This is a genomic window from Pseudomonas sp. UBA6699, from assembly GCF_002454615.1.
Lineage (GTDB): Bacteria > Pseudomonadota > Gammaproteobacteria > Pseudomonadales > Pseudomonadaceae > Aquipseudomonas > Aquipseudomonas juntendi.
In genome coordinates this window covers 21,311-47,168 of record NZ_DKJF01000125.1, presented here as the reverse complement: position 1 = coordinate 47,168, position 25,858 = coordinate 21,311, and the positions used below count along the sequence as shown (strand labels likewise).

Genomic DNA, 25,858 nt, shown 5'->3' with positions numbered 1-25,858 from the left:
GCGTATGACTGCCTGGCGGCGGCGCCTGAATCAAGGGCTGAACATACAGCCCGGCGAAGGCCCGGCGGTTGTCGCCGGCTTGCTGCTGTTCTATTGCCTGTTTACCGGTTACTTCATGCTGCGCCCTGTGCGCGAAACCATGGGCGTTGCCGGTGGCGTTGACAACCTGCAGTGGTTGTTCACCGGAACCTTCATCGCCAGCCTGGCATGCCTGCCGGTGTTCGGCTGGCTGGCCAGTGGCGTGCAACGCCGGTTCATCCTGCCTTGTACCTATGGTTTTTTTGTCAGCAACCTGCTGCTGTTCGCGGTGTTGTTTACCCGCACACCAGACAACCTGTGGGCGGCGAGGGCGTTCTACATCTGGCTTTCGGTGTTCAACCTGCTGACCATCTCGCTGGCCTGGAGCGTGCTCGCCGACCTGTTTTCTACGGCCCAAGGCAAGCGCCTGTTCGGCCTGTTGGCCGCCGGGGCCAGCCTGGGTGGCCTCAGCGGGCCGATTCTGAGCACGCTACTGGTGGCACCGCTGGGCCACGCCGGGTTGCTGCTGCTGGCGGCGGGATTCCTGCTCGGCAGCGTCGGGGCAAGCCTGTTTCTGCAGCGCTGGCGACAGCGGCATCCGTTGCCAGCGCATGCCGAGCGCAGCGCCGCAAGGCCGCTGGGCGGCAACCCACTGGCCGGTGCCACTGCGGTACTGCGCTCGCCTTATCTGTTGGGCATTGCGCTGTTCGTGGTGTTACTGGCAAGTGTCAGTACCTTCCTGTACTTCGAGCAGGCACGCATCGTCAGCCAGACTTTCACCGACCCTACCCGGCAAACCCAGGTGTTCGGCTTGATCGACAGCGTTGTCCAAGCCTTGGCCATCCTCACGCAAGTCTTCCTCACCGGGCGGCTGGCACGTCGCCTGGGGGTAGGCATATTGCTGATGGCCGTGCCGCTGGTGATGGCAGTGGGCTTCTTGTGGCTGGCGCTGGCACCGGTGTTCGCGGTGTTCGTAATGGTCATGGTGGTGCGCCGTGCAGGGGAGTATGCGCTGGTACGACCGGGGCGCGAGATGCTGTTCACCGTGTTGCCGGCCGAGGACAAGTACAAGGCCAAGAACTTCATCGACACCGTGGTGTACCGGGGTGGCGACGCCCTCAGTGGCTGGCTCAAGCGTGCCCTGGACGTGATGGGCGAACACCCGCAACTGGCCATGCTGATTGGGGCAGTAATGGCCGTGGCCTGGGCGGCCACCGGCGCTTGGCTTGGCCGCCGTCAGGCCAATATGGATAACCCGCCGCGCGACTGAAAGGCGCGCCAAATAAGGACTTGCCGCTTATTTAACGCCACCGGTCCGAAGCCTGCCAATTGAAACGAATCCCGACCCGAGCCTGTACTCCGAATTCATGTACGGCGCTGAAGCCGTGCATCCCGAAATCATATGAGGTTTCAGACCATGGCCACTAAAGACAATAGCCGTACCGGCAACCAACAAGGCAGCCAGGGCGGTAACAAGAACTCGGGCAACTTCGCCAATGACCGCGAAAAAGCCTCCGAGGCAGGCCGCAAGGGCGGGCAGCATTCCAGCGGCGGCCAAACCAGTGAATCGGGCCGCAAAGGCGGCCGCTCGTAAACGAGGCCCTGCAGTGCCGGGGAACCGGCACTGCCATCGAGTAGCCCTGGAGGTCGTTATGCAATGGTTACCTGTGGCGGCCCTGTCGGGCGCCCTGTTGCTGGTTGGCGGCTGTTTCGACCGAGACAATGGCCACCCCGGCAAAGACGACGCCGACACCACCAAGCCGTCCCTGCAAATGCAACAACCCAGTGAAAAGCCCGCCCCCCAACCTGCGCCCGATCCTGAACCGATGCCAGGTCAGAAACCCAGCCAATAAACGCGCATGAGGAAAACGGCATGACGGTCATGACACGCAAGACCGCCGCGACAGTTCCGGCCTCACTGGCCACAACCAGCCTGCAACAGCGTTACGAAGCCTTGCTGGCAGGCACTGATAACGCTGGCGCGCAATGGTTGAATGAGCAACTGGAGCGTGCCCGGCACTTGCCGGATGACCTGCCAGCCGACCCCGTGGAGCTTGAAGCCTGGGGCGCCCGCCACGCCGGGCAAGTAGCTCAAGGTTTTGCCGCCTACTTGGCACAACGCCAGCAAGGTGGGCCACGCCGCTATTTTGCCACGCGCGCGCAAGCGCTATGGTTCCTGCAACAGGTGGCACCGACCAAGGCGGTGGATGGTGCGTGGTTGCACAGTACCTTGCGGCATTGGGCAGACCCACGCTACCACGGGTTGATCCGGACCTACCTGGAAGAATTGGGCAGCGGTGATGTGCGCTGGAACCATGTGGCGATCTATCAGCGGCTGATGAGCCGCCTGGGTTGCCTGGAACCGTTGCAACTTGAAGACGAACGCTATTTGCAGGGTGCACTGCAGCTGGCACTGGGTCGCTACGGTGAGGACTTCCTCCCTGAGCTGATCGGTTACAACCTCGGCTACGAACAACCACCGCTGCATTTGCTCATTACCACCTATGAACTCGCCGAATTGGGCATCGACGGCCAGTATTTCCAATTGCATGTCACGATCGACAACGCCGCCAGCGGTCACGCCCACCTGTCAATCCAGGCCTTGCGCCAACTCAGCCCGCGCAGTGACCCCTCCGGGTTCTACCAGCGAGTACGGCACGGCTACCGCCTGAATGACCTTGGCGTGGATACACCCACCCTGGTCAGCCTTTTCGACCTTGAAGCGGAATTGGTGCAGGCCTTGGAACAGAAGCGCCAGTTTGGCCAGTTCATGCATTCAGACCGGTGCCGGCTGCAGGGGCGCACCATCAACCAATGGCTGGCGGAACCTGGCGCAATGCCGCACTTTCTGCAGGCGCTGCAGGCGCAGGGCTGGATTCGCCGCGGTGAAGAACCCGCGCAAAGCCGCTGGTGGGCACTCGTGGATGGGCCGTCAGCACCTATGTACGGTGTGTTCACCGCCTATGAAAAGCAGTTGTGGCACGACTGGATCGCAGCAGGTTGGCAGTCGCGGGTTCGTCGCGTGCTACCCGGAAGCTGGCAGTTGCCGGCATGCGCCGATGATGCGGCCATGGATGTCGACGCGCATGATATTGATGCGCTGATCGCACGCATGGCCGGCAACCACCACGCCACGCCTGAAGGGCTGCGGGCCACCCGTGCCTATCTGCAGGCCACAGGGATGATCCAGGAGGCACCGCGCTAATGGTCAGCGACCCTCAACGCCTGGCCAGTGACGGTGCATTATTGCAATTGGGCCGGCGCCTGCGCGCCGATGGCTATCGGTTTACCTGCGTGACACCGGCCACCCACGCGCGGGTCATGGCCCGCTGCGCAGGCGAGCAGGGACGAACGCTGCGGGATGTGTTCGGCTGGAGCAGGCCGTTCAGCGCCGGACTGCTCAGTGGCGATCAAATGGCCCAGCTGGAGCACGCGGGCGTCCTCACTGCTGCTTCTGGTGATGTGTGGCGTAGCACCATACGCTGGTCCACGCTGGATGACCTGATACTGGTCCACTCCGCGTACCCGACCGAGGCCGCGGACGCGGTGTTCTTCGGCCCAGACAGCTACCGCTTCGCCCAGGTTATCCATGACCACCTGCGACACACCCCCAACCGGGTTGAGCATGCCGTAGACATTGGCTGTGGAACCGGCATTGGCGCCTTGCTGATCGCGCGGGCGGCGCACCATGCGCAGGTTTCTGCGGTGGATATCAACCCGCTTGCCCTGCGCTACACCGCCGTGAATGCAGCGTTGGCTGACGTCAGCAATATTTCGGTGAAGCACAGTGACCTGCTGGACGATGTGCCCGGCAACTTCGACCTGATCGTTGCCAACCCGCCCTACATGCTCGATGTGGGCGAGCGGACCTACCGGCATGGCGGTGGCGCCCTGGGGGCCGCGTTGTCGTTGCGGATTGTAGAGCAGGCCCGTGAGCGGCTGACCCCGGGCGGCTCGTTGCTGTTGTATACCGGTGTGGCGATCGTGGACGGCCGTGATCCCTTGCTCGAGGCTGTTCGCCTGCGTCTGGCCGGCACCACGTGCTCTTGGGTGTATCGGGAAATCGACCCTGATGTGTTCGGAGAACAGCTGGCTGAGCCGGGTTATGAAGCCGTGGAACGGATAGCCGCCGTAGCCCTGACGGTTACGCGACTGTAGAAGTGGTACAGCGCACTTGCAATTAGCCTGAGTTGCTCGACAATGGCGCGCCCCTTGCCGCCACACGGACCACCCGCACCATGATGCTGACCACGCTATTCCCCGATATCTCCCTGGATGACACGTTGTTCGTCTTCGCCCTTGAAGCCGAAGCAGGCGAGGTGTTCCGCGAAATGAACACCGTGTTCACCGGTATCGGCAAGGTCAACGCTGCTATCGCCCTGACCAAGGCTATCGCTGTGCGCCGCCCCAGGCTGATCGTCAACCTGGGTTCTGCTGGCAGCCAGCGCCACGGCAAAGGCGCTGTCGTGTGCTGCAACCGTTTCGTGCAGCGCGACATGGACGTGACGCCGTTGGGTTTCGCCCGTTACGAGACGCCACTGGCGAATACCCCGGTGCTACTCGAACACGGTGCGGCCATACCCGGCCTGGCCCTGGAAACCTGCGGCAGTGGCGACAGCTTCGAAACCAACCACGGCGATGCGCCTTACGATGTGGTCGACATGGAAGCCTACGTGCTGGCCTTGATCGCCCGCAGCGAAGGTATTCCGTTCGTGTGCCTGAAGTACATCTCCGATGACGCGGGCAGCGAGGCTGCCGGTGACTGGGCCGTACAGGTTCACCTGGCGGCCGAAGCGTTCAAGCGTGTGCTGTTCAACGCGGTCTGATTGCCGGCCATTGGTGGCCGTGGGGCAATGCCATTAAACCTTCGTCACCCAGCGCAGTCACTGTTGGTATCGGCAGCCAACTTTGGAGCAGTGTCATGGCTCGGGCAATCTGGAAAGGCGCTATCAGCTTCGGGCTCGTGCATATCCCCGTGGCCCTCAACACTGCGGTGCGCACCGAGCGGGTAGACTTCGACTGGTTGGACAAGCGCAGCATGGAGCCTGTGGGCTACAAGCGCGTGAACAAGGTCACCGGCAAGGAAATCGACAAGGACAACATCGTCAAAGGCGTGGAGTATGAAAAGGGCCGCTATGTGGTGATCAGCGAGGAGGAAATCCGCAAGGCTCGCCCTGAAGCCACCCAGACGATCGATATCTTCTCGTTTGTCGAGGCTGGCGAAATACCCCTGCAGCACTTCGATACCCCGTATTACCTCACCCCCGACCGGCGCGGCGGCAAAGTCTATGCATTGCTGCGCGAGACGCTGGAAAAAACCGGCAAGGTGGCGCTGGCCACGGTGGTACTGCACACCCGCCAGCACCTGGCGCTGCTGCGCCCTCTGGATGACGCGCTGGTGATGATCACTTTGCGCTGGCCCGAGGAAGTACGCGGGCTGGAGACCCTGGAGCTGGACAGCAGTGTGACCGATACCAAGGTCGACAAGCGCGAACTGGACATGGCCAAGCGGCTGGTCGAAGACATGAGCGGGCCGTGGAAGCCCGAGGACTACCATGACGCCTTCCGCCAGACCATTCTGGACCTGGTGGAAGAAAAGGCCAGCAAAGGCAAGATCGCTACAGTTGAGAAAGGCAAGGCCGCCAGCGCCGAGAAAGGTGCGGACATCCTCGACCTTACCGAGCTGCTGAAACGCAGCCTCGGCGGCAAGAAGCCGGCGAAGAAGCCGCGCAAGGCTTCCTGAGCGAAGCCCCGCAAGCGCTTCGATCAAACCAGAGCCTGCAGCCCCGCCAGGTAATCGCCAAAGCCTTCCCGGGCGCGGCTGTCACGGCGGCTGCTGGTGGCCACGCTGTGCCTGGCCGTCCAGACGATCTGCGCGCCACTGGCTTGCAGGTCGCTGACCAGTTGCACGTCTTCATGGGCGGCCAAAGCCTGGAAGCCGCCGACTCGCGCATAGGCGTCGGCGCACACGCCCAGGTTGGCGCCATGAATGTGCCGGTGGCCCTCGCGCTGTTCGTAGCGGCTTTGATAGAGCTGGCGCAGGGCGGCCGTCTGCCACGGCTGCCAGTATTCGACGTGTACCGTGCCACAGACAACCTCGGCACTGCAGGCCAGCTGCGACAACAACCAGTGCCCCGGTACCCGGCTGTCGGCATCGGTACAGGCCAGCCACCGCGCACCACGGTCGACCATGTGCGCCGCGCCCACCCGCCGGGCCATACCAACACTGCCAGCCTCCACCTCCAGCACCTGTACACCAAAACGCCGCGCCACGGCGGCGCTGCCATCGCTGCAGCGGTCGAGCACGACCAGCACCTCGACCCGATGGCCAGCCTGCTGTGCCTGCACGGCGGCAATCAGCACCGCACGCAGGCAACGGCCGAGGCGGCGGGCTTCGTTGTGGGCCGGAATCACGACGGCGATCATGGGCAAGTCTCGTCAAGGTCGACCACACTGGGCTGGGCTGACCAGTACTCGAGCACGAAGTCCGCTTCATCATGCTGGAACAGTTTGTACAGGGGCAGGTGGCGGGCCAGCATGCGATGCACTTCACGCCCATCCTGCGGGCAACCGACAATGGGGTGCTTCCAGTGGCATGCCAGCAGGCCGCCGTCGTAAGACAGGCTGGCGACCGCTTGTTCGATGACTTGCAGCCAGTCGGTGGGGTCCAGGTAGTAGCCCACCTCGCTCAGCACGATCAGGTCGAAGCGCCCACCAGGCCAGTCTGCCGGGAGCCGCGCCAGTTCCACAGACGCATTGTGCACCTGAGCCAAGCGTTCGCGGGCCAGCCCCACGGCGGTGGGATCGAGGTCCTGGCATAGCAGTTCCCCGCTGCGTTCGGCCAGCAGTGCACTTAACTCGCCGTTGGCACAGGCTGGCTCGAATACCCGCTGGTAGCATTGACGGGGCAGGCTGGCCATGACCAGCTCGCGCTTGCGCTTCTCGTACCAACGGGTGCGAAAAGCCCACGGGTCTTCATTGGTCGCATACAAGTCGGCGAAATACTGTGGGTCGAGGCTCATGACAACTCCAGTCAAAGGAACACCAGTTCGAAAGGTTGCAGCAGGCAATCCAGCAGGTTTGCCGGTAGCACCGGCGGCCGCTCACCGTCTGCCTGCAACTGGCTGGCATGGGCGGCGAGGGCCTTGCGCTTGCGCGCCAACCGGGCTTCATCCAGCTGCAGGCGGTGGGCACGGGGCCAGGGCAGGCGAGGGTCGTCGGGTTGCGCCCAGTGCCAGGCCCAGACCGGGACCTCGGCCAGTTGCACTTGCCGCGCCAATGCCGCGTGGGCGGCGGCGCGCCCGACGGCCTCGTGGTCGCAATGACCGTCATTGCGCCAGGTAGCCATCAACAGGTCGTCCGGGCGCAACAATTGAGTCAGATGGCTGACGAGGAACGCTTCCTCTCGCGGCAATTGGCCGTCCTTGAGGTTGAGCCGGCGCCAGTCCACGCGGTTCGGGTCCAGGTCAAGCTGCTGCAATGCCAGGCGACTTTCCTGGGGGCGTTGGCGACGCAGGCGATGCTCGCTCCACTGGGTTGAGCCAGGGTGGCTGCTTTCACCATCGGTTGCGGAAATCAGCACCAGGTCGGCTTCACGGCCTTTGAAGCTGCTTAGCAGGCCGCCTGCCATGAGGATTTCATCATCCGGGTGGGGCGCAATCATCACCAGGCGGCGCCCAGGCGGGCAGAGCCGGGCGGGGTCGAGCCATGTGGCCCGGGCGAGGTGGGCCGCCTGCTGCCAGTCGGCCCAAGGGGTGCCGCTGCTGGCCTGGATCAAGTTCTCACTCATAGCTGCCACGCTCCTGCCGGCACCTGCGCCAGCTGGTGGCCCAGCGCTGCCAGGTCACGCTCCGCGTGGCTCTGGCGCAGATACACTGGTAAATCGGCGCTCAAACGGGCGAAGTGGCTGTTGCGGCAGAACGGTGTGGCACCCAAGGCCCGCCCGACATGGCTGATGACCTGGTCCACGGCCTGCTCGACCTGGGCACGGGTGCGCCGCACTTCAAAACTGGCATCTGCACCCGGCTGCCGGTCGATCCAGGCGGCGCATTCACGCAGCGCCGCACGCGCACCATACAAAGCGGCGTCCACCGCCCCGAGGTGGGCATCGGCATGCGGGTCGGGCCGCGGCTTGCGGCAATACTCGCGCAGGTAGTCGGCCAGGGCCTCGGCCGCACCATACCAGCACGCGGCGATACCGCCGCCGCCGTGCCAGAAACCAGGGCGCGCCAGGTACTGGCCAGGTTTGCCGATGAGCGTCGCCGGGGTGTTGTCGAAGGTGACCTCGACGCTGGCCGTGGTAGCCATGCCCACGGCTTGCCAATGCTCGATGTTCAGCCCCTGGTCAGGCTGCGACAGTTCGATGGCGACCAACTGCTGCTGACCCTGCTCATCCCAGGCCGTGAGCAATGCCCGGTCGATCTGCAACGCCCCGGAACACCAGGCTTTGGTGCCTTGCAAACGTACCCTGTCGCCGTCGCGGGAGGTTATGACCGCGCGGGCATCAGGTGGCTCGGCGGCCCACACGCCCCAAATGCCCTCTGCCACGTGATGTGCAGCTGCGCACTCCGCCAGAATCGCCAAAGCATCGGTGTGCCCTTCATACAGCTTGGCCAGGGCCAGGTCGCAACCCGCCACGCGGGCCAACGTCTGCCAACGGCGCAAGGTATTGCCCTGGCCTGGCAACGGCAGCAGGTCCAGGTGGTCGGCCTGCAGCGCCTGCATCAGCTGAGGCAACTGAGTGTCGAGGTTGAGGGGCTGTTGACGATCACCAAATGTACGCAGTAGGCGGTCGAAATGGGTCAGGTTGAAGTCCTGGACGATGCTCATGGGCGGGTCTCCTGATGCGTGGCCACTAGGCAAGCCCCAGCTGTTTGCGCATGCGCGCCGTAATGGATTGGCGGACCTTGCCCAGGTCCGCCCACGGGTCGTCGACCTCTGCCAGGCGCGCGGGCAGGTTGGCGATGTTCCATTGGTTGGCGGCTTTGAGCGCGGTCAGTTCCTCACGCCAGATGGGCACCGACACCGGCAGGCCTTCCCGTGCACGCAGGGAATAGGCACACGCGGTTGTTGCCCCCCTGGCGTTGCGCAGATAGTCGATGAAGATGCGCCCGATGCGGTTCTTGGGCCCTGAAACAGCGCTGAGGCGGTCCGGAAACAGCTTGGCCAGGTACTCGACGATGGCATGGCTGAAGGCTTTGACCTCGTCCCAACCCGCGCGGCGGGTCAGCGGTACCACCAAGTGTATGCCCTTGCCGCCGCTGGTCTTGATGAACACTTTCAGGCCAAGCTCGTCGAGCAGGGTGAGGGTGAGTTGAGTGGCTTCCAGCATGGCCTTCCAGGGCAGCGCGGGGTCAGGGTCGAGGTCGAGCACGAAGCGGTCGGGCTTGTCGAAGTCCTTGTCAGTGGCATTCCAGCTGTGCAGCTCGAGCATGTTCATCTGCACCGCGCCCAGCAGGGTATCGGCGCGGTTGATGACCATGGCCGCCTGGCCGGCCTGGGCCTTGTCGTATTCGAGCACATTGGGCAGGTGCAGCTGGCTGGCGTTCTTCTGGAAGAAAAGCTCACCGGCCAGGCCATCGGGTGCCCGCACCAATGCCACCGGGCGGTGCTGGATCTGGGGTAGCAACCACTGGCTGACGGCGGCGTAATACTCGGCCACATCGCGCTTGGTCACGCCCGTGGTAGCGTCGATCACCCGGTCAGGGTGGGTAAGGTGCAGGTCCTCCGAAAGTGGCGCTGCTTTGCCGCGTTTGCGGCGGGGCGTTGTGTTGGTGGGCATGGGGCGTTCCAGGTCGATGGCGGTGGCGGGCTTGTCATCGCGCAGGCCATGGAAGACCGAATGGCGCACAATGCCGTCCCGGGTCATCTGGGCATACGCCACTTCAGCCAGCAGCTGCGGCTTCAGCCAGTGCACACCGCGGGCTTCTGCGCCGCTGGGCGGGCGGGCCACGGCGGGCTTGGCAATTTCAAGTGGCTGCAGGCGCGTATGGATGCTGGCCAGGGTGGCAGCCGTGAAGCCGGTACCGACCTTGCCGGCATAGCGCAGCTCGCCATTGTCCGGGTCGTGCAGGGCCAGCAGCAGGGCCCCGAAGCCGCTGCGGCTGCCTTTGGGGTCGGTGTAGCCAACCAGCACGAACTCCTGGCGGCGCTTGCATTTGAGCTTGATCCAGTCCGCGCTGCGGCGGCCGCTGTAGGGGCTGTCTGCACGTTTACCGATCAGCCCTTCGAGTTCCAGGCGGCAGGCGCTGGCCAGCAGGGCGTCGACCGGTTCGTCGAAGTCGGCGGAATATTTGAGTACGTCTGACGCGTCGTGATCGAGGAGGGTTTTCAGCGTTTCGCGGCGATCCTGTAGCGGTGCGTGACGCAGGTCCTGGCCACCCAGAAAGGGCAGGTCGAATACGTAGTAAGTGATGTGCTCGTCCTGCTCGGTGTCGAAGGCGTTCTGTAACGCCTGGAAGTCCGCTGCGCCATTTTCGTCAGCCACTACCATTTCGCCATCCAGCCAGGCCGAATCGATGCCCAGGGCGCGCAATGCTGCGACTTGGCGGGGCATCTTGCTGCTCCAGTCATGGCCGTTGCGGGTGAATAGCCGCACATCGTCGCCGTCGATACGAGCCAGGATGCGATAGCCATCGAACTTGACCTCATAGCGCCAGTCGCCCTGGGGCGGCGTGTCCACCAAGGTGGCCAGCTGTGGCTGCAACTGGTTCGGCAATGCGGCTTGGCGAACCTTGCCGGGGCGCTTGCGCGTAGCCCGCGGCTTGGTGGCGGCTTGCTTGGCTGCCGGCTTGCGGGGGATCAGGGTGCGGTCACTGAGCACACTGTCGGGCTGCGCGTCGACGATGCTGTACTCGGCTTCGCTACGGGCCTGGGCATCGTGGGATTTGACCAGCATCCATTGTTCTTTCTTGCCCGCCAGGTGGGTGCGGAATAGGTGCCACACCCCGGACAGTTTTTCGCCTTGCAAACGAAACTTGAGCTTGCCCTTGGCATAGCCCTCATGGGCGTCGCCCTCCGGCTCCCAGATGCCGCGATCCCAGACGATGACATCGCCAGCCCCGTAGTGGCCTTCAGGGATTTGGCCCTCGAAATCGGCATAGTCCAGCGGGTGGTCCTCGACGTGCACGGCCAGGCGGCGCACGTTCGGGTCCAGCGACGGGCCTTTGGGGATCGCCCAGCTCTTCAACGTACCGTCCAACTCCAGGCGGAAATCATAATGCAGGTGGCTGGCGTCGTGTTTCTGAATGCAGAACTGCAGCGCATGGGCTTTTTTGCCACGGCTGCGTTTGCCACTGGGCTCGGGCGTTGCGTTGAAGTCGCGCTTGCGCGCGTATTCCTGCAGGGGCTTGGCCATGTCCGGCTCCGGGCAAATCGCACTCTGTAGAGGTGGGAGGCGCCGGGCAGGCAGGGAGTTCAAAAAACTCTGAATCTTCGGCCACCCGTTGCAGTCGACCGAATGCAGCCAACTGACGGAGAACGTACATGGCCCGAACAGAAGATCCTAAGCCCTACACCCCAACCGAGATCGACGACACCGAGGACCGCATGGGCAGCGTGCACGAACTGGACTTCGATGAGCGCCTTGACGAACGCCAGGGGCGAGTAGGGGACGAGCGCCCGGCGAGCGAGATCGAGCGCGAATTTCCACCAGAGCGTGTTGCCGAAAGCGGCATGACGGGTGGCGAAGCGCTGAGCGACAGCCTGCATGAAGACAACGTCACCTACGACGACCTGAGCCCGGATACGCTGCTGGATGAAACCGGCGCCCGTGACCCCCACGAGCCCGGCGGCGGCGACGGCCCGGCTGACATGGACCTGCGCGAAGTGGATGCCGACGAAATCGGTGGCGGCTTTGGGCTGGATGAAGCCGAACTGGCACGTTCCGCACCGCTTGACGGGAAACCCTGGACCGATGATGTGATCGATGACGAGGAGAGCAGATCATGAACCAGCAACGTTGTGCCTGTACCGACTGTTCCTGCACCGTGGATGCCAATGCCTTGCAGCGTGACGGCAAGGCCTATTGCTGTGAGGCCTGCGCCAACGGCCATAGCCATGGCGAGGGCTGCAGGATGCAAGCCTGCCATTGCAGCGAAAAACCGGACGAAAATGCCGTAGACAATGCGCTGGATGAGACCTTCCCGGCGAGCGATCCGATTTCCCCTTGAGCTCGCCTTGTTGGCGCGGCACCACGCCGCGCCGACGTTAAGCGCGCCTGCCCCGCACTATCAGGTTTGCACCGAATTGTCGCGCTGGCGCATGGCCTTGGCGCGCTTCTCAAGCACCAGATAAGTCACGATCGCAACCACCAGCGGTATCAGGTAATACAGGGTGCGATAGCCCAAGAGCGCGGCTACCAGCGTGCCCTGCGCCATCTGCCCGTGCAGCAGGGCGAGGAACACCGCTTCCAGCACACCCAGGCCCGCCGGGATATGTGCAACCACGCCTGCCACGCAACTGATCAACAGGATCCCGAGGATGGCGGGGTAGAAGGCGTCGCCCGGCAGCAACCAGTAAATCAGCAGCGCCATCAATGCCCAGTTGCTGGCCCCCAGCGCTACCTGGCAGAGCGCAAGGCGCAGGGTTGGCAAAGTGACTTCGTGCTCGCGCCAGCGCCACGTGCGCTTCTTGGCCAGGCCACAGGCCAGCAGATACGCCGCGGTGATTGCCAGCAACAGCACGCCGATCAGGCGCAGCCCTGTGGTGCCCACAGCCCAGTTGCCCGGCAGTTCGACCAGACCCAGGGCGAACACACTGCCGGCCAGCAGCATATAGCCCATCCAGTTGGTGAGCAGGCCCAGCGTCAGAATGCGCGTGATGGTGGGGGTATCGAGCCCCAGGCGCCCATACAGGCGGTAGCGCAAGGCAACCCCGCCGACCCAGGTGGTGAAGTTGAGGTTGAACGCGTAGCACACGAAGGCGACCGGCAGCACTTGCCGGGCGGGCAGCTGATGACCGGTGTAGGCGCGGGCCAGCAGGTCGTAGCTGGCGAACGTCAGGTAACTGCACACCGCAATTGCCAGGCCGATCACCAGCGTTCCAGGCTTGTAGGCGAGCAGCGACTGGCGCACTTCGTTCCAGTCCAGGTTGCGGGCCAATTGATACAACAGAACAGGGATCAGGATCAGGAACGCCACCGTCAATACGCGCTTGGCCCAGGTTTGCCAGGTTTTCCGTGCCATCAGGTATTGCCCTCGTGCAGGTCGCCGGCCGGGGCCTCGACGTCTGGCTGCAGCGAGCGCAGCCGTTGGCGGTGTGCCGGCAACCAGCCGGCGATGCGCGGGAAATGGCGCGCCGCATGGAAGCAGGCGAAGATCAGCGGTGCCCGCCACCAGTAGCCACGGATCATGCGTTCCAGAGTCACCGGCTTGCACTGCTCGTGCGCAAGTGACTGCAGGTGCTCGCCGAGCAGCTGGTTGAAAGCGCGGTCGCGGATGAACAGGTTGGCTTCCAGGTTCAGCGACAGGCTCAGCGGGTCGAGGTTGCTGGAACCCACGGTCGCCCACTCGTCGTCCACCAGCGCCACTTTGCCGTGCAAGGGCCGCTTGCAGTATTCATGAATGACCACGCCATCACGCAGCAGGTAGTTGTACAGCAACCGCGACAGTGCACGGACCCAGCGCATGTCTGGCTGCCCCTGCAAAATCAGGTGCACAGCCACCCCGCGGCGGGCAGCGTTGCGCAACTCGCGCAGCAGCCGGTAGCCGGGGAAGAAGTAGGCATTGGCCACTACGATACGTTCTTTGGCACCGCGAAACGCCTGCAGGTACTGGCTTTCGATGGCTGTCCTGCGCACGCCATTGTCACGCTCTACCAGCACGGCGGTGGTGGACCCGGCGGGCTCGGTCAACGGCCGCACGGCGCTTGGTTCCTGCAGCACCGGCGACATCAGGCGCTTGCTGGCGGCATGCACCTGTGCCACCACTGGGCCGGTTACCTCGACGGCATAGTCCTGCTTGGCCATGGGGCCGAAGTCGCCCAGGTGATCGGCGCTGTAGTTGATGCCGCCAATGAAGGCCCGCTCGCCATCGATGACCACGATCTTGCGGTGCAGGCGCCGGAACAGGTTGGTACGCATGCCCACCAGGCGCGGCTGCGGGTCGAAGGCGTGGAAACTCACGCCGGCATCTGTCATGGCCGCGATGAACGGCGCGGGCAGGTCGCCGGTACCGTAGCCGTCCACCACCACTTCGACACGCACGCCGCGGCGGGCCGCGTCGATCAGCGCCTGCTGCAGTTGTCGACCGACCTTGTCGTCGAAAATGATGAAGGTTTCCAGCAGGATTTCCTCCTGGGCACGGGCCATGGCCTCGAACACACAGGGGTAATAGTGCTCGCCGTTGATCAGCAACTTGATATTGTTGCCCTCTACCCAAGGTCTGTTCACAGGTGAATCTCCGCGGCCAATGGTGCGTGGTCGGAAAGGTGCGACCACGGGTAATTCGACAGTACCTGGGCAGCGCTCGGCATGGCGTTGCGCAGGTAGATGCGGTCAAGGCGCAGCAGCGGCAGACGCGCCGGGAAGCTGCGTGCCGGGGTGCCGAAGCGCTCGCCAAAAGCCTCTACCAGGTGCTCGCCTAACACGGCATCTGCCTTCAGGCGCCAGTCGTTAAAATCGCCGGCGACGATGACCGGCGCTTGCGGCGGCAGGCTGGCCAGCAGGTCGAGCAAGAGTTGGATCTGGCTTTGCCGATGGGCTTCGCGCAGGCCCAGGTGCACACAAATAGCGTGCACCTGATCGTGCCCTGGCACCTCGAGTTGGCAATGCAGCAGGCCGCGTTGTTCCTTGCCTTGCACCGACACATCGAGGTTGTTGAAGCGCTGGATGGGAAATTTGGACAGCAAGGCGTTGCCGTGGTCACCCTGCGGGTACACGGCATTGCGGCCGTAAGCGAACTGGGGCCACATGCTGTCGGCAAGGAATTCATATTGCGGGGTATCAGGCCAGGCCGGGTGGCGCAAGGCATGCTGCTGATGGCTGCCATGCACTTCCTGCAGGAACACCAGGTCTGCGCCGGTGGCACGGACCGCTTCACGCAGCTCAGGCAGGATGAAGCGGCGATTGAAGAAGGTGAACCCCTTGTGCACGTTCAGCGTGAGCACGTTCAAGCGGCGCACGGCGGTGGACTGATCGGTGCTGCGCGGCAAAGCAGTCATGGGTTCGTTCACAAGGCCACCTCCGGCACCACGCCCGGTTCGGTCATCAGTTCGTGGTCCAGCGACAGCTTCTGCAGCAAACGGCGGGCGTCGTAGGGCGCATGGACCTTCTGGTCATTGTCGAAGTAACAGTACACGTCACGCGCCGCGCGCCGAGGTGGCGGCCCCGGCACGATCAGGCGCGCGTCGTCTGCCTGGCCGCCCTGGCTCCAGTGCAGGATGCGCTGTTTCCAGCGGCGTAACGCACGCGCGGTGTAGCCACTGCTATAGAGCTCCACGTCGCCGTGCAGGCGCATGTACACGAAGTCTGCGGTGACATCTTCGGCATGCGGCCACTTGCCGGCACTTTCCGCAACCACCAGCGCAACACGGTGCTTGCGCAGCAGCTTGATGAACGCCTCGCAAAGAAAACTCTCGTGGCGGACCTCCACCGCGTGGCGCAAACGTACATTACCGGTGATTGCAAGGCCGCCACTGTCCCGCAGGCGTTCGGCACAGCCCTGTGCGCATGCGCGCGCAGCTTTGCGGTCACGTGGCAGCAACTGCAGGAACCGGGCAAAACGCTCTTCGTCAAACTTCATGTTCGGTGGGAACTGCCACAGGAACGGCCCCAGCTTGTCGCCTAGCAGTAGCGGGCCAGAGGCGAAGAAGTTGGCCACTGGCTCTTCAACCTCCTTCAGGCGCAGCACATGGGTGATGTAACGTGGCCCCTTAACCGCGAAAACGAAGCCATCCGGCGTTTCATCACGCCAGCGCAGGTAGCGCTCTGGGGTTTGCAAGCTGTAGAACGAGCCGTTTATCTCGATGCTGTTCACGGCCCGCGAGGCGAACGCCAGTTCATCGTCCTGGCGCAGGCCCTTGGGGTAGAAGTCCTTGCGCCAGGGGCCATAGCGCCACCCGGAAATGCCGATGCGGATATCGCTCACGCCGTCGTCCTCATCACCGGTTCCTTGTTCGGTTACTGTGGTATTACGACTGGCGCAGAGGGCCAAGGGTTCACCGCGTGTGATCAACGGGAACGGCCACTGACAGGTTGAACTTTGCCCGCGCAGACGATTCCACCGGGTAAGCGCCCCAGGCGCGCGAGCCCAGGAATTGACCTGCCAACCCTGGAGGCAAGCATGGCCAGACACATCATTCATTTCACCGGGCCGATCAATTCGTCGACCTGTGGCAACCTGATCAATACCTGCTCAAAGGCATTGCAGCAGGGCGCCGAGGTGCTGCAACTGAACATCGCTACCATGGGCGGCGAGTGCAGCTACGGCTTTACCTTGTACAACTTCCTGCGGGCGCTGCCGGTGCCGGTGCATACGCACAACCTGGGCACCGTCGAGTCCATGGGTAATATCCTGTTCCTGGCCGGGGAGTGGCGCACGGCATGCAGCTACAGCAAGTTCCTGTTCCACCCGTTCCACTGGACCTTGCACGGCTCGGTCGACCATTCACGCATGGCCGAATATGCGATGAGCCTGGATTACGACCTGCAGCTGTACGCGCAGATTGTGGCCGAGCGCACAGAAGGTGCGCCCGAGGTGCTGGACGTGCCGCGCTACCTCATGGCGTACCCGCGAATTCTGGGGCCGCAGGAAGCACTGCAAAGCGGCGTGATCCATGCCATCGACGAGATGCCGATTACGCTGGACATGAACCAGTGGAGCGTGCACGCCTGAGGTTCATGCCGGCCGACCATCAGTAAGGCACCGTGCCGATCAAGGTTTCGATGGCCTCCACCAGTTCGTCGTAGCCGACCGGCTTGTTCAGGTGCCGGTCGAAGCCGGACTGGCGTGACTTGTGCTGGTCTGCGCTGGCACCGTAGCCGGTGAGGGCAATGGCCGGGGTGTGGCGCAGATGGGCGTGGCTGCGCAGCGCCTTGATCAAGGCATGGCCATCCATCACCGGCATGCCGATGTCGGAGAGGATGATGTCGAACGCCTCACCGGAGGCCACCTCCAGCGCCTCGCGGGGGCAGCTGAAGGCGCGCACGCTGGCGTTTTCCATTTCCAGCAGCTCTTGCATGATCTCCAATACCTCTACCGAGTCATCCACCAGCAACACGCGCACGCCGTGCAGCCGGCCCTCCCGGGACTGCTCTGCAGGATTGGCGCAAGGCGGCGACTGCACGTTGCACAGGGGCAGGCAAACGGAGAAGGTGCAGCCCAAGCCCAAGCCGGCCGAACTGGCCTGCACGGTGCCGCCCTGGGCTTCGACCAACTGGCGTACCAACGAAAGGCCGATGCCCAGGCCTTCACGGTTCTGATTGGCCAGCTGGGGAGCCTGGCTGAACAGGTCGAAGATGTGCTCCAGGCTGTCGGGGCTCAAGCCTACGCCCTGGTCAATCACCTGCAGGCGTGCCTGTTGATCGTCACGGCTCAACACCAGGCGTATCTCACTGCCTGCCGGGCTGAATTTCAGGGCATTGTTCAGCAGGTTCCAGATGATCTGCTCCAGGCGCGTGACATCGCCTTCGATCATCACTGGCAAGCCGTCGGCAGGCAGCTCCAGGCGCACCAGACAGGGGTGTTGCTCAGCCACCACCACAGCGTGGATGCCGCGCAGGATGGCGCCAAGGTCTACCGGCTCGGTCTTGAGCTTGAGCTTGCCGGTACGGATGCGTGCCACATCCAGCAGGTCATCGATGATCCTGGCCTGGCTGCCAACCGCCTCGCAGATGGTGGCAACGGCCTTGCTGGCGTTGCCGATCTGCTTGATCGAGGGCAGGCGGCGGAGCATTTCCGCATTCAGCTGAATCAGGTTCAGTGGGTGCTTCAGTTCATGCGACATGATGGCGAAGAACTCATCCTTCATGTGGCTGGTGGTTTGCGATTCCGCCAGTTGCTTGCTCAAGCGTTCTTCGCCCAGGCGCACATGCTCTTCGGCAGCGTGGCTGCTGCTGATGTCGATGAAGGTCAGGACGGTGCCGTCGATTTTCTGCTCGCTGGAGCGGTAGGGCAGCAGGCGTGCCAGGTACCAGTGGTCGCGCTGGCCGCCAACTTCCCGCTCGATAACGGCCTCACCCTGGGCCACGGCGCGGGCATCATCAGCCATGGCCGGGTAGTCCAGGCGGTGCGTGATGTCGAGCAATGAGCGGCCGGTATCGACCGGTAAAATGTTGAACAGGTCGGCGGCGCGCGGCGTGAACCAGCGGATATGCAGGTTGCGGTCGACGAACACGGTGGCGATTTCGGTGCAGGCGATCAGGTTGCTCAGGTAGTCGTTGACCTTGTCGGTCTCTTCCACCTTGTTCTTCAACTCGTAGTTGACGGTGAGCAACTCCTCGTTGATGGACTGCAGCTCCTCCTTGCTGGTTTCCAGCTCTTCGCTGGCCGAACGCAGCTCTTCGTTGATTGCCTGCATTTCTTCGTTGGAGGCCGTGAGTTCCTCGCTGGATACCTGCGACTGCTCGATGGTTTCCTGCAGCTGCAGGCGGGTACGCTGGAGTTCACGCTCCAGGTTGTGCAGGACCATGCTGTCGGTCTGGCGGATGACGCCCGGCAGTGGCAGGGAAGGGTCGGGCACCCGCTGCTCGAACACCACCAGCAGGCAATCGCCGTTGTGCACGTCGTCCTTGTAAGGCTGCACGGTGATTTCCACCTGCAACGGCTGTTGGCCATCGCCCAGGTCGACCGGCCGGGAGGTGACCGCTTCGGTGCCTTGGCGCGCCTGGAACAGCGTACTGCGCAGCGCCAGGCGCAGGCTCGGCAGCACCAGGCCGAGCAGATTGCGGCTGGGCTCGCCGCCGCCCAGTTGCAGGAAGCGCCCGACACCCTCGCTCATGTGCAGGATATTGCCGTCCACATCCGCGATCAGGCTGGCCGGCATGCGCAGGGCCAGCGCGCGGTGGTGCAGTTCGGCATAGGAGGGCTTGCGCCCGGGCTTGACCTTGGCCAACGGGTCCAATGGCAGGCTGGCGCCAGTGCTGCCAGGCACCTGCCGCTCGGCGCGGCGCCCGGCATTGCTGACGTCACGGGCGCGGAAGATACGGTTACGCTTGTCCACCGGCGCGAACAGTTCACCCACCACGTCGGCTGACTCGGACGAGCCCAGGAACAGATGGCCGCCAGGGCGCAAGGCAAAGTGGAACATCAACAGGATGTCGCGTTGCACTTCGCGGTCGAGGTAGATCAGCAGGTTGCGGCAGACAATGAGGTCAATTTGCGAAAAGGGTGGGTCCGACAGCAGGTTGTGGCGCGCGAACAACACTTTTTCGCGCACTTCCTTGCGCACCCGGTAATGCTGGTCTTCCTTGACGAAGAACTGGCGCAGCCGGCTGGGCGGCACATCGGTCACGATCGCTTCGGAGTAAAAGCCGGTACGGGCGATGCCGATGGCCCGCTCATCGAGGTCGGTGGCAAACACCTGGACCTTGCGGTTGCGCTGCTCCAGCGCAAGTTGCTCACAGATCAGCATGGCCAGGCTGTAGGCCTCTTCGCCGGTGGAGCAGCCGGCCGACCAGACGCGGATCTCGTCATGGCCGTCGACGGGGTCATGCTCGCTGGCCAGCTGGGGCAGCACGTGCCGCTCCAGGGCCTCGAAGGCTTCGCGGTCGCGGAAGAAGTTGGTCACGCCGATCAGCATGTCTGCCAGCAACGCCGTGGACTCGGCGGGGTTCTGCTCGAGGTAGTGCAAGTAGCCGGCGAGGTTGCTTTGCCCGGTCACGTGCAGGCGGCGTTCAATGCGCCGCAGCACGGTGGCGCGCTTGTAGTGCTGGAAATCGTGCCCCGTGTTGCTGCGCAACTGCAGGAGGATCTCCTCCAGCAGCGGCTCGCTGGCCTGCGCGTCGCCTACGCGGGTGCCCAGCGCCGGGGGCAGGGTGTCATCCTCGATTTCCGGCAACCTGACCTGGCGGGCGTTACGCCACAGCTCCAGCAGCTTTTGTGGCATCTCGGCCACGGGCAGCACCAGGTCGACCATGCCGGTTTCGATGGCAGCCCGGGGCATGCTGTCGTACTGGGCATCGTCCGGGGTCTGAACCAGGGTCACGCCGCCTTGCTCCTTGATCCGCGACAGCCCCACGGCACCGTCGGCGCCGGTGCCCGACAACACCACGCAGAATGCATGGTCCTTGTGCACGTCGGCCAGGTCGCGGAAGAACAGGTCAATGGCCACGTGGTCGCCACGGCGGCGATTGGCGGGGGTCACGCGCAGGTAGCCGTCATTGGTCGAGAGGCGATTGGCCGGGGAGATGACATACACATGGTTACGCTCGATCGGCACCGGCTCGGTGACTTGGCGCACGGGCATCTGCGTGGTGGCCTGGATGATCCGGTCGGCCACGCTCTGATGATCCGGCGACAAGTGCAGCACCACCACGAACGCCATGCCGCAGTCGCTTGGCATATGCCGGAACAGCGTGCAGATGGCCTCCAGGCCACCCGCGGAGGCACCGATGCCCACCACCGGAAAGTCCAAGTGGCTTGGGCTGAGTGCAGGGTTTTGCGGCGCGGCGGGTTGCTTGGGCGAGGACTTCATCGACGGAGCCTTGTACAAGAGCCTTACGGGCGGTGCGTGACTGTGCAGTCACACCTGGATAGTGGGGCGATTATAGGCCGCTACCCTGCAGTTGTGACTGCTGCATGAGCGATAAAGTGCGCCCCGCCTGCAAACGGGGCGCAAATAGTTGGCCTGCACGTGTTTCGGGCCACCGGTCAGCTGCCGTCAAAACGTGTGAGCCAAGCGGGCAATTACAGGTTCGGAATCTGAACATGGCAACCTGGGGTGCGTGCACTGTATGAACGCACAGGTTGTGCGACCGCCTATTCATCGCAAGGAGAAACTACATGGCACAAGATCAGGAAAGTACCCGCCAGCGCGGCGGAACCAAAGAAACCAACCCGGGCAATTTCGCCAACGACCGTGAGCGGGCATCGCGCGCTGGGCACAAAGGCGGCCAGGCGTCGGGCGGCAACTTCGCCAATGATCGCCAGCGGGCATCGGAAGCCGGACGCAAAGGTGGCCGGAACAGCCACGGCACACGCAGCGAGTGAAGGTACTGCGCGAGCGGTAGTGTGCCTGTAGGCGTACACCGCTCGGGCGCCGCCGGTGCCTGTCGATCGATATTTTTTGAATCTTCTGCTGCTGCCCCGATCAATCAGGGTGTCATCCACGGAGAAGAGGAGGCCCCTGCGATGCCTGCCCCACAGCTGTTCATCATCGATTACCAACTGCATGGTCAGCCGCGCAGTTTCATCATTCGCCTGGACCGCCTGGACAATGCCGAAGCCTGGCATTGGGCAAGTTGCGATGCGGGCATTGGGATCATCCCCAAATTCGGGCGGGAAAAGATCAGGAAGGTCAGCCGCCCGATGGCTGAACGGTATGGGATTACTGCGGTGAGCTGGCGCCTGTCGGGGAGCAAACCGAATCAGTCGGTGGGCGACCCTGCGGCCATTGTCTAGCGGTAGCGCAGGGGCTGCTGCGGTTCCCTCCGCCCCCAGATGGCCCCAGTTCCGAGTACCGATTTGCTGAGAAATGAGGGGAGCGGCCTGCAGCCGCTCCCCTCGCATGCTTCTGACAACTTTCGCGTTACAGCACCTTGTCGAGTGTGATCGGGAACTCCCTCACGCGTTTGCCGGTTGCGTGGTAGATGGCGTTCGCCACTGCGGCAGCCACGCCGACCACGCCGATTTCGCCCACACCCTTGGACCCCAGCTCATTGACGACATCGTCGTGCTCTTCAACAAAGAACACGTCGATATCACCACAGTCCGCGTTCACCGGGATGTGGTACTCCGCAAGGTTGTGATTGACGATGCGACCCAGGCCATGGTCGGTCAAGGCCTCTTCATGCAGTGCCATGCCGATACCCCATACCACGCCGCCCAGGATCTGGCTGCGGGCCGTTTTCGGGTTGACCACGCGGCCCGCCGCCACGGCGCTGACCACTCGGGTGACCTTGATCATGCCAAGGTCTTCGTCGACCTGGACTTCGACGAACACCGCCGAGTGGGTCGCCGTGGAAAACGGTTGGCGCCTTGCACCAGGCTCAGCGTCGATTTGCACTTCGAACTGCGCGCCGGGGGCACTGGCGACGATATCTGCCAAGGCCACGCGAAAACTACCCGCGTGCAGGTAACCATCCGCGAAGACGATGTCCTCCCGCGCTGCGCTCGCCACTTGCGGATGCACCTTGCGGGCATGCTCCAGCACCTTGGTACGCAACACCTGGCAAGCCTGGCGCACGGCCGAGCCAACCGACGATACCGTGAACGACCCGCCCTGCAGGGGCGCGGTGGGCAGGGACGAGTCACCTAGCACGAAGGTGACATCCTCCACGCTGACGCCCGCAGCGTCGGCTGCAATCTGGGTCATGACGGTGTAGGTGCCGGTGCCGATATCGGTGGTGGCGCTGCTGACGGTGAGGTGGCCTTGGGCATCCAGGCGCGCTTTCGCGCTGGCCTTCATTTGCATGGCCTCCCAGACGCCGCCCGCCATTCCCCAACCGACCAACTGGTTGCCAGTGCGCATGCTGCGCGGTTGCGGGTTGCGGTGCTGCCAACCGAAACGCTCACTGCCTTGCTGGTAGCACGCCAGCAGTTCCTTGCTGGAGTAGGGCTTGCCCTCGTTGCCGTTGTTGGCGGCAAAATTACGCCGGCGCAGCTCTACCGGGTCGATATCAGCGGCACAGGCAAGCTCATCCATCGCGCACTCAAGCGCGACCACGCCTGAACCGGCCCCAGGGGCACGCATGTCCAGGGGCGTGTACACATCCAGCGAGGCCAGGCGGTAGTTGAGTTCAACGTTGTCGCACTGGTAGAGCATGCCGCTCCATTCCACCAGGTGCTCGGTGAAGTCTTCGAAGCGCGAGGTCTGCCCCAGCCCATCGTGACCGACCGCCAGCAAGCGCCCATCTGCAGCCGCCCCCAGGCGCAAACGCTGCTCGGTGCGGGGCCGGTAGCCGAACGTGAACATTTGCTGGCGCGTCAGGGTGACGCGCACAGAGCGCTGAAGATGCAGCGCCGCCATCACTGCCAGGGGCAGCTGGTACTGCGGGCGCAGGCCCGAGCCGAAGGCACCGCCGACGAAGGCTGCGTGCACACGGATCTGGGCCTTGGGCAGGCCGAACACCTTGTGCAGGTAGTCCTGGCAGTTCTGCGTGCCTTGGGTCTTGTCATGAATTTCCAGGCTGCCGTCGGGCTTGTAGTGCACGGTGGAGGCGTGGGGCTCCATCGGGTTGTGGTGCTCGTTGGCAGTCAGGTAGGTAGCATCGACCTGCACGGGTGCCCCAGCGAAACTGCCAGCGAAGTCGCCACGCGGGGCCGGTGTTTCTGCCGGCGCCACATGCGACGCCTTGGTAGCGCCCAGGTCTGTCTCGTGAGGTTCCTCTGCGTATTCGATCCGGATCAATGAGCCTGCATACCGGGCCACCTCCAGGGTGTGCGCCACCACCAGCGCCAGGGGTTGCCCGCTATACAGCACTCGATCGTTGAACAGGGGCCGAAAGGGCGCGCCCTCAGCTGCATCGGCGTCGCTGTAGTCATCGTCATAACTGGAAATATGCGGACGGTGCCCATGGTCGAGCACCGCGACAACGCCGGGTACGCCCAGCGCCTCGCTAGCGTCGATGCGCAGTACACGGCCGCGGGCGATGGTACTGGACACCACGCTGCCATGGAGCAGGCCGTCTTTTGGGTATTCGCCCGCATAGCGTGCCTGGCCGGTGACTTTAGCCACGCCATCCACGCGATCCAGAGGGGTACCGACTACCGATTTGTTGTTGACCATGGTCATGCCCCCACACCAGCGGCACGGTGCGCCGCGTCAGTCAATGCACGCACGATTGCACGCTGCGCCAGTGTTACTTTGAAACCGTTGTGGCTCAGCGGCTGTGCGCCTTGGAGCAGCGCCTGTGCGGCGTTATCGAACAGCGCCTCGGAAGGCACCTGGCCAACCAGCAGGCTTTCCACCGCCGGGTCGCGCCATGGTTTGTGCGCTACACCGCCCAGCGCCAGGCGGGCGTGCTGAATCACATCGCCATCCAAGCGCAAGGCCGCAGCGACCGACACCAGCGCAAACGCGTAGGAGGCTCGGTCTCGAATTTTCAGGTAGCGGTAATGCTGTTCGAACAGCGGTGGCGGCAGCTCTACGGCCGTTACCAGTTCATCGGCTGCCAGCTGGTTATCACGCTCCGGATTGTTCTCCGGCAGGCGATGGAAATCTGCGAACGGGATCTGGCGTTTACCAGCCGGTCCCTCTACGTGCACCACGGCTTCGAGTGCTGCCAGTGCTACGCACATGTCGGACGGATGAGTGGCCACACAGGCTTCACTGGCGCCAAGAATGGCGTGTATGCGGTTGCGGCCGCTACGAGCAGGGCATCCGCTGCCGGGTTCACGTTTGTTGCAGGGGGTGCCGGTATCGTAGAAGTAGTAACAGCGTGTGCGCTGGAGCAAGTTGCCGCCGGTACTGGCCATGTTTCTCAACTGCGGTGAAGCGCCCGCCAGGATAGCCTGTGACAGCAACGGGTATTGTTGCTCGATCATCGGGTGCCAGGCCAGGTCGGCATTGCTGACCAGGGCACCGATCATGACGCCACCGTTGGCAGTGGGGTGCAGCCCATCCAGCGCCAAGCCTGAAATATCGATCAGGCGCTCGGGGCGGACCACGTTTTCCTTCATCAGGTCGACCAGGTTGGTGCCCCCGGCAATAAAGCGCGCGCTGTCGCCAGCCAGGCTCACGGCTTCGCTGACTGACGCAGGCTTGTGGTAGCTGAAGGGCATCATGGCTTCGCCCCCCGTTGTGGTTGATCCGGGTGTGCCATCAGCGGCTGGGCTTCTTCGATTGCTGCGACGATGTTGCCATAGGCGCCACAGCGGCAAAGGTTGCCGCTCATCTGCTCGCGAATGGCCTCGCGGCAGTCGGCACGTCCTTCACCCACAAGCCCGACGGCAGAGCAGATCTGCCCAGGTGTGCAGTACCCGCACTGAAACGCATCGTGGGTGATGAAAGCCCGTTGCATAGGGTGCAGCACGTCGCCGCTGGCCAGCCCCTCGATGGTCACCAAGTCTGCGCCGTCGCACATGATGGCCAGGGTCAGGCAAGCATTGACGCGCTTGCCGTCGCGCAACACCGTGCAGGCGCCACATTGGCCGTGGTCGCAGCCTTTTTTGGTACCTACCAGGTCCAGCTGTTCACGCAACAGGTCGAGCAGGGTGGTCCACGGGTGGACTGCCAGTGTTCGGGGCTGACCATTGAGGGTCAGGCAGATGGGGTGTTCTGCAGCCCCATTGGAAGAGAGCGCGCTCATGGAAGGTCCTCACGGTCAGGGTTCACGCAGTTGGCTGCGTCTTTGTTGTGCGACCCGGGAGGTTGCGAAAACGTTCCACCGGTTTGCCAGGCGTGGAAAGGTGGTTGCGGGCATGGCGGGACGGCGTGCAGGCGTTATGGTAGTGAGGCGCGGGACTGAGAGCGAGGCTCACGGCTGCTGGCCGGTAGCCAAGAAGGGATGAGCGGGCGAGGGCACGAACCGTGGCTGACGTATTTGCGGGGAAGGGCCGGTATATTACGAACTACAACGTTAACTCAACTAAATGGATATTTAGCGTAGTTATTCCTTGAATTCATATAATAGGGGCAGGGTAGCTCATCTGTTGAGCTATGGGTAGCTCATCCTTGTTCGCTATCTTCCAAATTTGTACGGTATCTTTCGAGGTCACGCATAATCCGCACGTGTAATCGGTAA

Annotated in this window: 25 protein-coding genes; 12 read left to right on the top strand and 13 right to left on the bottom strand. The window is 63.4% G+C overall.

The window, feature by feature from the left end; translation table 11 throughout:
- Nucleotides 1-4: 4 nt before the first annotated feature.
- The 7 genes from B3361_RS22795 to B3361_RS22765 all read left to right on the top strand — a co-directional run bounded on the left by B3361_RS22795 (nucleotide 5) and on the right by B3361_RS22765 (nucleotide 5,761).
- Nucleotides 5-1,288 carry an NTP/NDP exchange transporter gene (locus B3361_RS22795; protein ID WP_054904702.1) on the top strand — a complete coding sequence of 428 codons (1,284 nt, stop codon included), beginning with the start codon at nucleotides 5-7 and terminating at the stop codon, nucleotides 1,286-1,288.
- Nucleotides 1,289-1,435: 147 nt separating this feature from the next.
- Nucleotides 1,436-1,612: a general stress protein gene (locus tag B3361_RS22790; protein WP_009686902.1), complete on the top strand. Its 177-nt coding sequence runs from the start codon at nucleotides 1,436-1,438 to the stop codon at nucleotides 1,610-1,612.
- A gap of 58 nt (nucleotides 1,613-1,670) precedes the next feature.
- Nucleotides 1,671-1,871: a hypothetical protein gene (locus tag B3361_RS22785; RefSeq protein WP_009686901.1), complete on the top strand. Its 201-nt coding sequence runs from the start codon at nucleotides 1,671-1,673 to the stop codon at nucleotides 1,869-1,871.
- 20 nt (nucleotides 1,872-1,891) lie between these two features.
- A complete protein-coding gene (locus B3361_RS22780) occupies nucleotides 1,892-3,223 on the top strand; it encodes an iron-containing redox enzyme family protein (protein ID WP_054904701.1) in 1,332 nt (443 codons plus the stop codon).
- Entirely contained in the window at nucleotides 3,223-4,176 is a 954-nt protein-coding gene (locus tag B3361_RS22775) for a methyltransferase (protein ID WP_054904700.1), read from the top strand. The genes B3361_RS22780 and B3361_RS22775 overlap by 1 nt, the downstream gene beginning before the upstream one ends.
- Nucleotides 4,177-4,256: 80 nt before the next feature.
- The gene (locus B3361_RS22770) at nucleotides 4,257-4,844 is read left to right on the top strand and encodes a nucleosidase (RefSeq protein ID WP_054904699.1); all 588 of its coding nucleotides are present in this window, start codon (nucleotides 4,257-4,259) and stop codon (nucleotides 4,842-4,844) included.
- Nucleotides 4,845-4,939: 95 nt separating this feature from the next.
- Nucleotides 4,940-5,761, top strand: coding sequence for a Ku protein (locus B3361_RS22765; RefSeq protein ID WP_009686897.1), 822 nt, complete (start codon nucleotides 4,940-4,942; stop codon nucleotides 5,759-5,761).
- Between the two features lie 23 nt (nucleotides 5,762-5,784).
- Here B3361_RS22765 and B3361_RS22760 read toward each other — a convergent pair whose 3' ends face one another.
- Genes B3361_RS22760 through ligD form a run of 5 tightly spaced genes read right to left on the bottom strand, consistent with a single transcriptional unit; the run spans nucleotide 5,785 to nucleotide 11,374 of the window.
- On the bottom strand, nucleotides 5,785-6,444 hold the full coding sequence (locus tag B3361_RS22760; protein WP_054904698.1) for a glycosyltransferase: 660 nt from the start codon (nucleotides 6,442-6,444) through the stop codon (nucleotides 5,785-5,787).
- Nucleotides 6,441-7,040 (bottom strand): class I SAM-dependent methyltransferase, encoded by a 600-nt coding sequence (locus B3361_RS22755; protein ID WP_054904697.1) that lies wholly within the window; start codon nucleotides 7,038-7,040, stop codon nucleotides 6,441-6,443. The genes B3361_RS22760 and B3361_RS22755 overlap by 4 nt, the downstream gene beginning before the upstream one ends.
- A gap of 11 nt (nucleotides 7,041-7,051) precedes the next feature.
- Entirely contained in the window at nucleotides 7,052-7,807 is a 756-nt protein-coding gene (locus B3361_RS22750) for a PIG-L deacetylase family protein (protein ID WP_286920383.1), read from the bottom strand.
- Nucleotides 7,804-8,847, bottom strand: coding sequence for an acyl-CoA dehydrogenase family protein (locus B3361_RS22745; RefSeq protein ID WP_054904696.1), 1,044 nt, complete (start codon nucleotides 8,845-8,847; stop codon nucleotides 7,804-7,806). Before B3361_RS22745 ends, B3361_RS22750 begins: the two co-directional genes overlap by 4 nt.
- Before the next feature lie 25 nt (nucleotides 8,848-8,872).
- Nucleotides 8,873-11,374: a DNA ligase D gene (ligD, locus tag B3361_RS22740; protein ID WP_054904695.1), complete on the bottom strand. Its 2,502-nt coding sequence runs from the start codon at nucleotides 11,372-11,374 to the stop codon at nucleotides 8,873-8,875.
- Nucleotides 11,375-11,502: 128 nt separating this feature from the next.
- Here ligD and B3361_RS22735 point away from each other — a divergent pair, with 128 nt between their 5' ends.
- Nucleotides 11,503-11,967, top strand: a complete 465-nt coding sequence (locus tag B3361_RS22735; protein ID WP_054904694.1) for a hypothetical protein — start codon at nucleotides 11,503-11,505, stop codon at nucleotides 11,965-11,967.
- Nucleotides 11,964-12,188, top strand: a complete 225-nt coding sequence (locus tag B3361_RS22730; protein ID WP_009686889.1) for a metallothionein — start codon at nucleotides 11,964-11,966, stop codon at nucleotides 12,186-12,188. The genes B3361_RS22735 and B3361_RS22730 overlap by 4 nt, the downstream gene beginning before the upstream one ends.
- A 60-nt stretch (nucleotides 12,189-12,248) precedes the next feature.
- Here B3361_RS22730 and B3361_RS22725 read toward each other — a convergent pair whose 3' ends face one another.
- From B3361_RS22725 to B3361_RS22710, 4 genes are read right to left on the bottom strand one after another with little or no spacing between them, the layout of a single operon-like run.
- Nucleotides 12,249-13,202 (bottom strand): lysylphosphatidylglycerol synthase domain-containing protein, encoded by a 954-nt coding sequence (locus B3361_RS22725; RefSeq protein WP_054904693.1) that lies wholly within the window; start codon nucleotides 13,200-13,202, stop codon nucleotides 12,249-12,251.
- Complete coding sequence (clsB, locus tag B3361_RS22720) at nucleotides 13,202-14,407, bottom strand: cardiolipin synthase ClsB (RefSeq protein WP_054904692.1); 1,206 nt, start codon at nucleotides 14,405-14,407, stop codon at nucleotides 13,202-13,204. Before clsB ends, B3361_RS22725 begins: the two co-directional genes overlap by 1 nt.
- Nucleotides 14,404-15,177 (bottom strand): endonuclease/exonuclease/phosphatase family protein, encoded by a 774-nt coding sequence (locus B3361_RS22715; protein WP_033691360.1) that lies wholly within the window; start codon nucleotides 15,175-15,177, stop codon nucleotides 14,404-14,406. The genes clsB and B3361_RS22715 overlap by 4 nt, the downstream gene beginning before the upstream one ends.
- 8 nt (nucleotides 15,178-15,185) lie before the next feature.
- Nucleotides 15,186-16,103, bottom strand: coding sequence for a DUF72 domain-containing protein (locus B3361_RS22710; RefSeq protein WP_286920382.1), 918 nt, complete (start codon nucleotides 16,101-16,103; stop codon nucleotides 15,186-15,188).
- Nucleotides 16,104-16,298: 195 nt separating this feature from the next.
- On the opposite strand from B3361_RS22710, the gene B3361_RS22705 reads away from it, so the two are divergent.
- Nucleotides 16,299-16,850: an ATP-dependent Clp protease proteolytic subunit gene (locus B3361_RS22705; RefSeq protein ID WP_054904690.1), complete on the top strand. Its 552-nt coding sequence runs from the start codon at nucleotides 16,299-16,301 to the stop codon at nucleotides 16,848-16,850.
- Between the two features lie 19 nt (nucleotides 16,851-16,869).
- Here the strand turns inward: B3361_RS22705 and B3361_RS22700 are convergent, their stop codons facing one another.
- Nucleotides 16,870-20,649 carry a CheR family methyltransferase gene (locus B3361_RS22700; protein WP_154211339.1) on the bottom strand — a complete coding sequence of 1,260 codons (3,780 nt, stop codon included), beginning with the start codon at nucleotides 20,647-20,649 and terminating at the stop codon, nucleotides 16,870-16,872.
- 308 nt (nucleotides 20,650-20,957) lie between these two features.
- Between B3361_RS22700 and B3361_RS22695 the strand changes: the two genes are divergently transcribed.
- A complete protein-coding gene (locus B3361_RS22695) occupies nucleotides 20,958-21,164 on the top strand; it encodes a general stress protein (RefSeq protein WP_054904688.1) in 207 nt (68 codons plus the stop codon).
- A 141-nt stretch (nucleotides 21,165-21,305) separates the two neighbouring features.
- Nucleotides 21,306-21,575, top strand: coding sequence for a DUF6555 family protein (locus B3361_RS22690; protein ID WP_029886814.1), 270 nt, complete (start codon nucleotides 21,306-21,308; stop codon nucleotides 21,573-21,575).
- 127 nt (nucleotides 21,576-21,702) lie between these two features.
- On the opposite strand, the gene B3361_RS22685 is transcribed toward B3361_RS22690, so the two are convergent.
- Genes B3361_RS22685 through B3361_RS22675 form a run of 3 tightly spaced genes read right to left on the bottom strand, consistent with a single transcriptional unit; the run spans nucleotide 21,703 to nucleotide 25,423 of the window.
- A complete protein-coding gene (locus B3361_RS22685) occupies nucleotides 21,703-23,907 on the bottom strand; it encodes a xanthine dehydrogenase family protein molybdopterin-binding subunit (RefSeq protein ID WP_371105797.1) in 2,205 nt (734 codons plus the stop codon).
- Nucleotides 23,904-24,899, bottom strand: coding sequence for an FAD binding domain-containing protein (locus B3361_RS22680; protein WP_054904687.1), 996 nt, complete (start codon nucleotides 24,897-24,899; stop codon nucleotides 23,904-23,906). The genes B3361_RS22685 and B3361_RS22680 overlap by 4 nt, the downstream gene beginning before the upstream one ends.
- Entirely contained in the window at nucleotides 24,896-25,423 is a 528-nt protein-coding gene (locus B3361_RS22675; protein ID WP_054904686.1) for a (2Fe-2S)-binding protein, read from the bottom strand. Before B3361_RS22675 ends, B3361_RS22680 begins: the two co-directional genes overlap by 4 nt.
- Between the last annotated feature and the right edge of the window lie 435 nt (nucleotides 25,424-25,858).

Excerpts from the sequence above, each read along its gene's own strand:
- B3361_RS22775 (WP_054904700.1), top strand. The coding sequence starts at position 3,223 with ATGGTCAGCGACCCTCAACGCCTGGCCAGTGACGGTGCATTATTGCAA.
- B3361_RS22760 (WP_054904698.1), bottom strand. The coding sequence starts at position 6,444 with ATGATCGCCGTCGTGATTCCGGCCCACAACGAAGCCCGCCGCCTCGGC.
- B3361_RS22765 (WP_009686897.1), top strand. The coding sequence starts at position 4,940 with ATGGCTCGGGCAATCTGGAAAGGCGCTATCAGCTTCGGGCTCGTGCAT.
- B3361_RS22735 (WP_054904694.1), top strand. The coding sequence starts at position 11,503 with ATGGCCCGAACAGAAGATCCTAAGCCCTACACCCCAACCGAGATCGAC.
- ligD (WP_054904695.1), bottom strand. The coding sequence starts at position 11,374 with ATGGCCAAGCCCCTGCAGGAATACGCGCGCAAGCGCGACTTCAACGCA.
- B3361_RS22785 (WP_009686901.1), top strand. The coding sequence starts at position 1,671 with ATGCAATGGTTACCTGTGGCGGCCCTGTCGGGCGCCCTGTTGCTGGTT.
- B3361_RS22685 (WP_371105797.1), bottom strand. The coding sequence starts at position 23,907 with ATGACCATGGTCAACAACAAATCGGTAGTCGGTACCCCTCTGGATCGC.
- B3361_RS22715 (WP_033691360.1), bottom strand. The coding sequence starts at position 15,177 with ATGACTGCTTTGCCGCGCAGCACCGATCAGTCCACCGCCGTGCGCCGC.
- B3361_RS22675 (WP_054904686.1), bottom strand. The coding sequence starts at position 25,423 with ATGAGCGCGCTCTCTTCCAATGGGGCTGCAGAACACCCCATCTGCCTG.
- B3361_RS22745 (WP_054904696.1), bottom strand. The coding sequence starts at position 8,847 with ATGAGCATCGTCCAGGACTTCAACCTGACCCATTTCGACCGCCTACTG.
- B3361_RS22755 (WP_054904697.1), bottom strand. The coding sequence starts at position 7,040 with ATGAGCCTCGACCCACAGTATTTCGCCGACTTGTATGCGACCAATGAA.
- B3361_RS22790 (WP_009686902.1), top strand. The coding sequence starts at position 1,436 with ATGGCCACTAAAGACAATAGCCGTACCGGCAACCAACAAGGCAGCCAG.
- B3361_RS22730 (WP_009686889.1), top strand. The coding sequence starts at position 11,964 with ATGAACCAGCAACGTTGTGCCTGTACCGACTGTTCCTGCACCGTGGAT.
- B3361_RS22690 (WP_029886814.1), top strand. The coding sequence starts at position 21,306 with ATGCCTGCCCCACAGCTGTTCATCATCGATTACCAACTGCATGGTCAG.
- B3361_RS22725 (WP_054904693.1), bottom strand. The coding sequence starts at position 13,202 with ATGGCACGGAAAACCTGGCAAACCTGGGCCAAGCGCGTATTGACGGTG.
- B3361_RS22705 (WP_054904690.1), top strand. The coding sequence starts at position 16,299 with ATGGCCAGACACATCATTCATTTCACCGGGCCGATCAATTCGTCGACC.
- B3361_RS22770 (WP_054904699.1), top strand. The coding sequence starts at position 4,257 with ATGATGCTGACCACGCTATTCCCCGATATCTCCCTGGATGACACGTTG.
- B3361_RS22750 (WP_286920383.1), bottom strand. The coding sequence starts at position 7,807 with ATGAGTGAGAACTTGATCCAGGCCAGCAGCGGCACCCCTTGGGCCGAC.
- B3361_RS22780 (WP_054904701.1), top strand. The coding sequence starts at position 1,892 with ATGACGGTCATGACACGCAAGACCGCCGCGACAGTTCCGGCCTCACTG.
- B3361_RS22795 (WP_054904702.1), top strand. The coding sequence starts at position 5 with ATGACTGCCTGGCGGCGGCGCCTGAATCAAGGGCTGAACATACAGCCC.
- B3361_RS22680 (WP_054904687.1), bottom strand. The coding sequence starts at position 24,899 with ATGATGCCCTTCAGCTACCACAAGCCTGCGTCAGTCAGCGAAGCCGTG.
- B3361_RS22695 (WP_054904688.1), top strand. The coding sequence starts at position 20,958 with ATGGCACAAGATCAGGAAAGTACCCGCCAGCGCGGCGGAACCAAAGAA.
- B3361_RS22700 (WP_154211339.1), bottom strand. The coding sequence starts at position 20,649 with ATGAAGTCCTCGCCCAAGCAACCCGCCGCGCCGCAAAACCCTGCACTC.